Source organism: Flavobacterium sp., assembly GCF_041911335.1.
GTDB lineage: Bacteria > Bacteroidota > Bacteroidia > Flavobacteriales > Flavobacteriaceae > Flavobacterium.
Window position 1 is genome coordinate 1 of the sequence record NZ_JAYRPD010000057.1, and the last position, 9,470, is coordinate 9,470.

A 9,470-nucleotide genomic window follows, 5' to 3' on the forward strand; every position below is an offset into this window, starting at 1 on the left:
AAAGAAAATGGCTATTATAAACCGAAGAAATGAGTACCAAAAATCAAAATTAACAACTAATCAAAAAAATCTTTTATCTTTGAATTATTAACTAAATACTCTCTTAGCAAAAGTCCAATTTAGTTTGAAGACGTACAATAAGCTCAGTTTTGATTGGTAACCTTTACTGAGTATGAGAAAGCCTAGTCGTAAGGCTAGGCTTTTTTTGTAATATTATATTTTAAAATCTATAGAATTAGGTGCGTAAATAAATCTACATTTTCATTCAAGTATTGATAATTAAATTTTCTTCGTTTTAATTGTTCTTCAATTTTTATGAAATCTTTTTTATTCTTTAATTCAATACCTACAACAGCTGGTCCACTTTCTCTATTATTTTTTTTGGAAAACTGAAAATAAGTAATATCATCTTCCTTACCTAAAACTTCGCTAACAAATTCCTTTAACGCTCCTGGTCGTTGTGGGAAATTAATAATAAAATAATGTTTTAATCCTTCATAAAGTAGTGAACGTTCTTTAATTTCTTCTGTTCTGGTGATATCATTATTACTGCCACTTATAATACACACAACATTTTTTCCTTTGATTTGTTCTTTGTAAAAATCTAAAGCCGCAATAGTTAAAGCTCCCGCTGGTTCTACCACTATTGCTTCTTCATTATACAAACGTAAAATAGTGGTACACACCTTTCCTTCAGGAACTAATACCACATCATGTAAACTTTTTTTACAAATTTCGAAAGTCTTTTCACCAACACGCTTTACCGCAGCACCATCAATAAATTTATCAATATCATCTAAAGTTGTATTTCTACCATTTTCCATAGATGTTTTCATAGAAGCTGCTCCTAAAGGTTCCACTCCTATAATTTTTGTATTTGGACTTAATTGACTGAACACCTTAGATACTCCAGCTGCCAAACCACCTCCACCTATTGGTACAAAAAGATAATCAATAGGCAATTTTGTATCATCTAACAATTCTAAAGCTACAGTTCCTTGACCTGCAATTACTTTTTCATCATCAAAAGGATGAATAAAAACTGCATTTTGTTCCTTACAAAAAAGACTTGCATAGTGAAACGCTTCATCAAAAGTATCGCCTTTTAAAACTACCTCAACTTTATCTTTACCAAATAATTTCACTTGTTTTATTTTTTGCAATGGAGTTGTAACAGGCATAAAAATAGTAGCTTTTATATGAAGTCTATAACAAGCGTAAGCCACACCTTGTGCGTGATTTCCTGCGCTAGCACAAACTACTCCTTTTTGTTTTTCTGAATCCTCAAGTGAAACAATTTTATTATAAGCCCCTCTCAATTTATAAGAACGAACCGGTTGTAAATCTTCCCGTTTTAGCCAAACCTGAGCAGAGAATTCTTCACTCAGGTTTTCATTTTTCATCAAAGGCGTATGGATGGCAACTTCTTTGATGTTTTCTTGGGCTTTGTATATGTTGTCTAACACCTTCATTATTTTGTTGGTCTTAATTTACGAACTTGAGCTCCCGTTTGCCAGAATTCACTTTGTTGTAAAACAGCTAATTCTTCTTGTAATTTTTCACGGTAATCGGGTTTGCTGTTGGCTGCAATTACTATTTCTGCTTCTTTACCTGAAATTACACTATCGTACAATTCGTTTAAAACAGGTTCTGTTGCTTCTCTAAATTTCCCTTTCCAATCTAAGGCTCCTCTTTGTGCTGTGGTAGAACAATTGGCATACATCCAGTCCATTCCATTTTCAGCCACTAAAGGCATTAAACTTTGGGTTAACTCCTCAACCGTTTCGTTAAAAGCTTCACTTGGCGAATGTCCGCGTTGGCGTAAAACATTGTATTGTGCTTCAAAAATTCCAGCCAATGCTCCCATTAAAACCCCACGTTCTCCTGTTAAATCGCTATATACTTCTTTTTGAAATGTGGTTTCAAACAAGTAGCCTGAACCAATTGCAATTCCTAATGCTAATGCTCTTTCTTGAGCTTTTCCAGTGGCATCTTGAAATACGGCATAGCTAGAATTTAATCCTTGTCCTTTCAAAAACAAACTTCTTAGTGACGCACCGGAACCTTTTGGCGCTACTAAAAACACATCGACATCTTTTGGTGGGACAATACCCGTCTTTTCATGAAACGTTACTCCAAATCCATGAGAAAAATAGAGTCCTTTGCCTTTAGTTAGATACTTCTTCATTCCTTCCCAAGCTTGTATTTGTCCTGCATCTGAAAGCAAATTCATGATAATAGTTCCTTTTTTACATGCTTCTTCCACATCAAAAAGCGTTTTACCTTCTTTCCAACCATCAGCTACTGCTTTGTTCCAACTTGCAGTTCCTTTTCGCTGTCCGACAATTACATTGATATTGTTATCTTTCAAATTTAGTGCTTGACCTGGACCTTGCACTCCGTAACCGATAACAGCTACCGTTTCATTTTTTAGGATTTCTTGTGCTTTATTTAATGAAAATTCTTCTCTAGTTACTACGTTTTCTAGGACGCCTCCAAAATTTATTGTTGCCATTTTATTTTTTGTTTTATTATTATTTTTTTGTTTCTAACTCTTTTAAATACGTACTTAATTCTTTCATTGGTTTGGTCACTGCTACTCTACCTGAACGAGCAAATTCTAAAATTCCGAAAGGTTTTAAATTTTCGAAAAGTAATTGTGTTTCTGCAACGTGTCCTGTTTTTTCGATGACCATAAATAAAGGATCTACAGTTAGAATTCGGGCATAATTTTCACGAATTACTTTTTCTACCTCGCCGTTTGTTAACTTGTCGGTTTTAATTTTGTATAAAGCGATTTCCTGATGCACAATTTCTTCCTCTTGATGGACAAAAGCTTTTAAAACGTCAACCAATTTCTCTATTTGGCCCACTACCTTATTTACTTGTTCTCCTGTAGTTTTTAAAACAATCGTATACCGAAATACTCCTTTTACTTCTGATTCGGAAGCGGTAATACTATCTATATTCAAATGCCTTCGTGTAAAAATGATGGTGATACGATTAAGTATTCCAATACTATTTTCTGTAAATACAGATACTGTATAAGTTTTTTCCATTTCTTTAAATTTTAATTTAATCGTATTTCTGAAACTGAAGCACCTGTTGGTACCATTGGAAATACATTTTCTTCTTTTGCTACCATTACTTCTAACACATAAGAACCTTTATGGTTTAACATTTCTAATAGCGTTTCTTTTAAATGCGTTCTTTCTTCAATTCTTGATGATTCAATACTATATGCTTTTGCTAAAGCAACAAAATCGGGACTCATAATTTCTGTGAAGGAATAGCGTTTTTCAAAAAACAAATCTTGCCATTGTCTAACCATTCCAAGAAATCGATTGTTTAAAATGATGATTTTCACCTCAACTTTACTTTGTAAAATTGTTCCTAATTCTTGCAAAGTCATTTGAAAACCACCATCCCCAATTACGGCAATTACTGTTTTATCGGGTGTACCAAATTTGGCTCCAATAGCTGCTGGTAAGGCAAACCCCATAGTTCCTAATCCTCCTGAAGTAATATTACTTTTTGATTTATTGTAATTGTAATACCTTGCGGTCATCATTTGATGTTGCCCTACATCCGTTACTACAACTGCTTCTCCATTAGTAATTTCTGAAAGTATTTTTATGACTTCATCCATTTTTAACTCACTACTACTTGATAATTCTGAGCTTTTTTGCAACGTTTCTACTTCTGTTTTTTGGGCTTCGGTAAACTCATTTAACCAAACAGGATGTTGCTTTTCTTGCACTACTTCTGTTAACAACTTTAATGCTTCTTTTGCATCGGCATGAACAGGAACATCGGCTTTAACTATTTTATTGAGTTCTGCTGCATCAATATCAATGTGAATCACTTTAGCTTGTTTGGCATATCTAGAAACATCACCTGTAACTCGGTCATCGAAACGCATTCCGACTGCAATAAGCACATCACATTCATTTGTTTTAATATTAGGTGCATAATCGCCGTGCATTCCTAAATACCCAACATATAATGGATTATTATTGGGAAAAGCACCTAACCCTAATAACGTTGATGCCACTGGAATGCCCGATTTTTCTACAAATTGTAACAGTTCTTCTTCGGCATTAGATAGCATAATTCCTTGACCAATAACTAAAAATGGCTTTTTTGCTTGATTAATAAGTTGGGCAGCTGCTTCAAGAGTTGTTTTATTTACCTCAGGTTTTGGCTGATAACTTCTAATTTTTGTGCATTTTTGGTAATTAAAATCCATTAGTTCAAATTGGGCATCTTTAGTAATATCAATTAAAACCGGTCCTGGACGACCTGTTGATGCAATATAAAACGCCTTTGCAATAGCTACTGGAATATCTTCTGCTTTAGTAACTTGGCAATTCCATTTGGTTACTGGCATGGATATTCCAATTACATCCGTTTCTTGAAAAGCATCAGTACCTAAAAGATGTGATGCCACTTGACCTGTTATACATACCAAAGGCGTAGAATCTATTAAAGCATCTGCTAAACCAGTTATTAAATTTGTTGCCCCTGGACCAGAAGTAGCGAATACTACCCCTGTTTTTCCTGAAGTTCTAGCATAGCCTTGCGCTGCATGAATTGCGCCTTGTTCATGACGCACTAATATGTGATTTACAGCATCTGAATAATCATACAAAGCATCATAAATGGGCATGATGGCTCCGCCTGGATATCCAAATATCGTTTCCACTCCTTCTTCAACTAGAGATTTTAAAACGGCGTGGGCGCCTGTTATTTTTGTTGTATTCATTTTGTTTTTATTTATCGGTTACACACCCTGTTGAGGCACTTGAAACACATTGTAAGTATTTATATAAAACACCTTTTGTTACTTTAGGTTGTGGTTGTTTCCATTCTGATTTTCGTTTCAATAATTCTTCATCACTTACTTTTACGTTGATTGTATTGTTTTTTGCATCAATTGTAATAGTATCTCCATTTTTTACTAACGCAATTGTTCCACCAACATAAGCTTCAGGTGTTATGTGACCCACTACAAAACCGTGAGTTCCACCTGAAAATCTTCCATCCGTAATTAATGCTACGCTATTTCCTAATCCAGCTCCTATTATGGCGGAAGTTGGTTTTAGCATTTCAGGCATTCCTGGACCTCCTTTTGGTCCGCAGTACCTAATTACGACAACATCACCTGATTTCACTTCTCCTTTTTTTATTCCTTCAATTGTTGCAAATTCATCATCAAAAACTTTTGCTGTTCCTTCAAAATAATCACCTTCATTACCACTTATTTTGGCCACACTACCTTCTGAAGCTAAATTTCCATAAAGAACTTGTAGATGACCTGTAGCTTTTAGTGGCGATTTTACATCAAGTAATACCTTTTGACCTTCCTTCAAATCTGGAACATTAAACAAGTTTTCAGCAACCGATTTCCCAGTTACTGTCAAACACTCGCCATGCAACAAATTGTTCTTTAATAAATATTTCATAACTGCTGGAATTCCGCCTACAGCATGTAAATCTTCCATTAAATACTTTCCACTAGGTTTTAAATCGGCCAACAAAGGCGTTTTATCACTTACTCTCTGAAAATCTTCTAAAGTCAACTCAACATCTACTGCATGAGCCATCGCAATCAAATGCATAACCGCATTAGTAGAACCGCCTAAAACCGTTACCATAGTCATGGCGTTTTCGAAGGCTTTTTTCGTCATAATGTCTTTCGGCTTAATGTCTTTTTCTAATAAGACTTTTATTGCTTTTCCAGCTTCCAAACACTCTTGACTTTTTTCTTTACTCAATGCGGGATTAGAAGAACTATAAGGTAAACTCATTCCTAAAGCTTCAATTGCCGATGCCATTGTATTAGCCGTGTACATTCCGCCACAAGCACCAGCACCCGGACAAGCATTTTTAATTACCCCTTTGAAATCTTCTTCTGAAATGGTATTATTAATTTTTTTTCCTAAGGCTTCGAAAGCTGAAACGATATTTAATGATTCTCCTTTCCATTTTCCAGAATGAATAGTTCCGCCATAAATCATGATTGAAGGACGATTTAGTCTTCCCATTGCCATAAGGGAACCTGGCATATTTTTATCACATCCAACCACAGCTAAAACGGCATCGTACCATTGGGCACTTACCACAGTTTCAATAGAATCAGCAATTACATCTCTTGACACTAAAGAAAATCGCATTCCATCAGTTCCGTTAGAAATACCATCACTTACGCCAATCGTATTGAAAATTAAACCGACTAAATTTTCATTTTGAACACCCGTTTTTACCTCTTTAGCTAAATCATTCAAATGCATATTACAAGTGTTGCCTTCGTAGCCCGTGCTCACGATTCCAACTTGAGCTTTTTGCATATCTTCTTCTGATAAACCGATTCCGTAAAGCATGGCTTGAGCTGCGGGTTGGGTTTCATCTTGGGTAATTGTTTTACTGTATTTGTTTAATGTTGTCATTAGTATTTGGTGTTTGGTGCTGTTTTTATTTCTCTAACTAATTGTAAATATTCCTCTTGGATTTTTTTACCTAATGAATCGTTCCAGTCTTTTGGGAATTTTTTATCATCTACCGACTCAATCCCAATAACTTCTGCTGCTGTACCACAATAAAAAGCGCTATCCGCGTTCCATAATTCTTCAGGTTGAAAAAGTCCTTGTTTTACTTCAATTCCTAATTTTTCTGCTAATTCTAAAACAGTAGCACGAGTAATTCCTGGAAGAATATTTCCTAATTGCGGAGTGTATAAAACCCCTTCTTTTTCAAAAAATAAATTAGCTCCTGGACCTTCCGCTAAATAACCATCACTATCTAAAAGCAAAGCCTCATCAAAACCATTGTCTTTAGCTTCTGTTGTAGCAAGGATGGAGTTTACATAATGACCACAAACTTTGGCTTCAATTTTTATAGAACGTGGATGTGGACGACAATAGGAAGAAACCGTCAAGCGTAAATGTTTGTCTCCTAAATACGCACCCCATTCCCATGCACAAATCATGATGGAAACATTATTCGGTCTATGAAGACTCATATTAGGATCACAAAAAACTAATGGTCGAACATAAGCATCTGTTAAGTTGTTTTTTTTAAGTAATTCGTAAGTAGTTTCAATTAGTTCTTCTACTGAGGAATTGAAAGGAATATTTACTAATTCGCATGATTTTTTAAGACGCTCGTAATGTTCATTTGCTTTAAAAACCTTAGTTCCTTCCTCGGTTGCATAAGCGCGAATACCTTCAAAAACACCATAACCATAGTGTAGCGTTTGACTGTATAAATCGATTTTGGATTCATTTGCTTTGACAAATTTTCCGTCTAAATAAAGTAAGGTGTTGTTGTTGTAATACATATTGTTTTGATTTAATTGTTTACGAAATGGAATAAAAAAAGCCTTTCTCAAACGAATGAGAAAGGCTTACAATTGAACACTACCAGCCTGACTCACCCGAAAGAGCGAATAATAATGCTGATAATAATGATGTTCATATTGGTTTTCATTTTGATGATTTTATAAATAAAAAAAGCCTTTCTCAAACGAATGAGAAAGGCTTAAAATTGGACACTACCAGCCTGACTCACCCGAAAGAGCGAATAATAATGCTGATAATAATGATGTTCATATTAGTTTTCATAGAAAATGTACAAATTAAAAAAGCCTCCTGATTTCTCGGGAGGCTTCAAAATATTTTTAATATATTTATAGCTTTCCCTCTGCAGATGTGATGATCACATTTACAATACTAATTGAAGGAATAATAGCTAAATTTTTCAAAACTTTTTTCTTTATGAGGTGCAATATTAAAACAAAAAAATGAATTTATAACATTTAAATTAAAAAAAAGTTATAAAATTACACTTTGATTTGAAAACTACAGGTTTTAAAATTTAAATATTTATTTCATTCTATATCTCATCATAATAGCGTTTTTGAGTTCGTTGATCAGGTGGATGTTTTTGTTGTGGTGGTTTTCTTGTTCCTGCAGCAGCTTGAGTGCTTGGATGTTTTTATGGTGCAGCTCGTGTTCACGCATTAATCGGGTGGCTTTTGGATTGAATTCTTTTTTGAATTCATAGAGAGATAAGAACGGAATAACCGAACCGCGAAGAAAAGGCATCCAGAATTTTGATTTCCATAAGCTCATGGCTATTCAAAAAATGTCGTCTTTTTGAGCTTCGGTTTGAAATACAAGTACAAAGCTGTTTGTAAAGGGTTCGTTTTGAGGTTTTCCGCTATTCAGTCCTTTTGATAATACGAAAAAGTGCGGTTTGGCATAGTGCGCCCCAGGTTGGTGGGTTTTGATAAAAATTGTGTCCATAGTACAAGGATTTAACAGGTTAACTTCCTTCGTCTTTCCTTCGTGATTGCCCGAAATGTGATTGGAAACCGAGATGCCCCACACACATTTTTGCAAAAGAAAAAAGGAAAAAAAAGAAAGTCGTCTTGCCTTGTGGAGGGTTTCAAAAAAGCAAGTTTTCTGGATAAAATACTACCCTAATGAGTGATAAGTAATTAGTGATAAGTGAATAGTCAAGCTGGAAATGTAAGGGTGGAGATTTTATCCGGAACCGAAGGCTTGAACTTGCTTTTTTGAATACCCGGAACAAACCTTTGGCTTCTTTTTTATCCTTTTTTTTGTAAAAATGTTTACCCCAAATGTTCTTGTGAACTGGGGTTTTAGGGGTGTTCAATCAGGATTCGTAAACAAGGGTGTGGTTTTCTTTTTTTTGCTAGACGACCTCGACTACGCTCGGTTTGACAATATGGCTTTGTGAAGATGAGAAAAAAGAAAAACACACTCTTGTAGTAGTTTGATTTTTGATGATGCTTGTTGGTTCAGTTAGCAGTCGCGGTTTACAGTTAGCAGTTTTGGTCTGATGGAAATGGGAAGCATCTTCAAAAAACAATGAAAATTACTTTAGCGGTAGCGTTCCTATTTTTTTTCGGGTGGGTGCGGCTGGGAGCGGATATTTATTCGCTTGTTTATTATTTTGCCTAGGGAGCTCATGAATAGCCGCTGAGCGTTGGGAAGGTGTGGCAACTGGAATGAAAGGCGTCTTTTGCGCGTTGGGATGTTGGGGAGAGCGGCTATTTTACATAATAACTGTTATAACTGCCGTTGGCGTAGCACTGGGAGATGGAAGGCATTATAACACTTATTATGTAAATATAGCTTGGGAGTGGTTTTTGTGTGTTTTTAGCGTTTGTTTTTTGGATTGGGTGTAAGTGGATAAAAAAAGGCGGACTGTGCGCGAGGGGTTGGGAAAACAGGGAGCCTTTTTTTATTGACTTACTTTGGGGAAAACAAGTGCTAAAAACACACAAAATACCACTTATGCGGGAGGGCACTGAAAAAGTTCTTTAAATAATAATTGCAATAATTTAAGGAGTAGAAAACTTAGTTTTTCTGCTCCTTTTTTCGTATATTTAGCTTTAATTATAGCGTTTTTTAGATGTTATTAAAGCAGCAAACAATACAATT

6 protein-coding genes and 1 pseudogene are annotated in these 9,470 nt (G+C 35.2%); all 7 read right to left on the bottom strand.

What is annotated here, in order from left to right:
• Nucleotides 1–227: 227 nt before the first annotated feature.
• The gene (ilvA, locus tag ACE3PD_RS09655; RefSeq protein WP_374401900.1) at nt 228–1,472 is read right to left on the bottom strand and encodes a threonine ammonia-lyase IlvA; all 1,245 of its coding nucleotides are present in this window, start codon (nt 1,470–1,472) and stop codon (nt 228–230) included.
• Complete coding sequence (ilvC, locus tag ACE3PD_RS09660; RefSeq protein ID WP_374401902.1) at nt 1,472–2,515, bottom strand: ketol-acid reductoisomerase; 1,044 nt, start codon at nt 2,513–2,515, stop codon at nt 1,472–1,474. The genes ilvA and ilvC overlap by 1 nt, the downstream gene beginning before the upstream one ends.
• Before the next feature lie 19 nt (nt 2,516–2,534).
• Nucleotides 2,535–3,059, bottom strand: a complete 525-nt coding sequence (gene ilvN, locus ACE3PD_RS09665) for an acetolactate synthase small subunit (RefSeq protein ID WP_374401905.1) — start codon at nt 3,057–3,059, stop codon at nt 2,535–2,537.
• Nucleotides 3,060–3,070: 11 nt separating this feature from the next.
• Nucleotides 3,071–4,765: a biosynthetic-type acetolactate synthase large subunit gene (ilvB, locus tag ACE3PD_RS09670; protein WP_374401907.1), complete on the bottom strand. Its 1,695-nt coding sequence runs from the start codon at nt 4,763–4,765 to the stop codon at nt 3,071–3,073.
• Nucleotides 4,766–4,772: 7 nt separating this feature from the next.
• The gene (gene ilvD / locus ACE3PD_RS09675) at nt 4,773–6,449 is read right to left on the bottom strand and encodes a dihydroxy-acid dehydratase (RefSeq protein WP_374401909.1); all 1,677 of its coding nucleotides are present in this window, start codon (nt 6,447–6,449) and stop codon (nt 4,773–4,775) included.
• Nucleotides 6,449–7,339, bottom strand: coding sequence for a branched-chain amino acid transaminase (locus ACE3PD_RS09680; RefSeq protein ID WP_374401911.1), 891 nt, complete (start codon nt 7,337–7,339; stop codon nt 6,449–6,451). Before ACE3PD_RS09680 ends, ilvD begins: the two co-directional genes overlap by 1 nt.
• A 544-nt stretch (nt 7,340–7,883) precedes the next feature.
• Nucleotides 7,884–8,306: pseudogene (locus tag ACE3PD_RS09685) on the bottom strand (hypothetical protein).
• Nucleotides 8,307–9,470 lie beyond the last annotated feature (1,164 nt).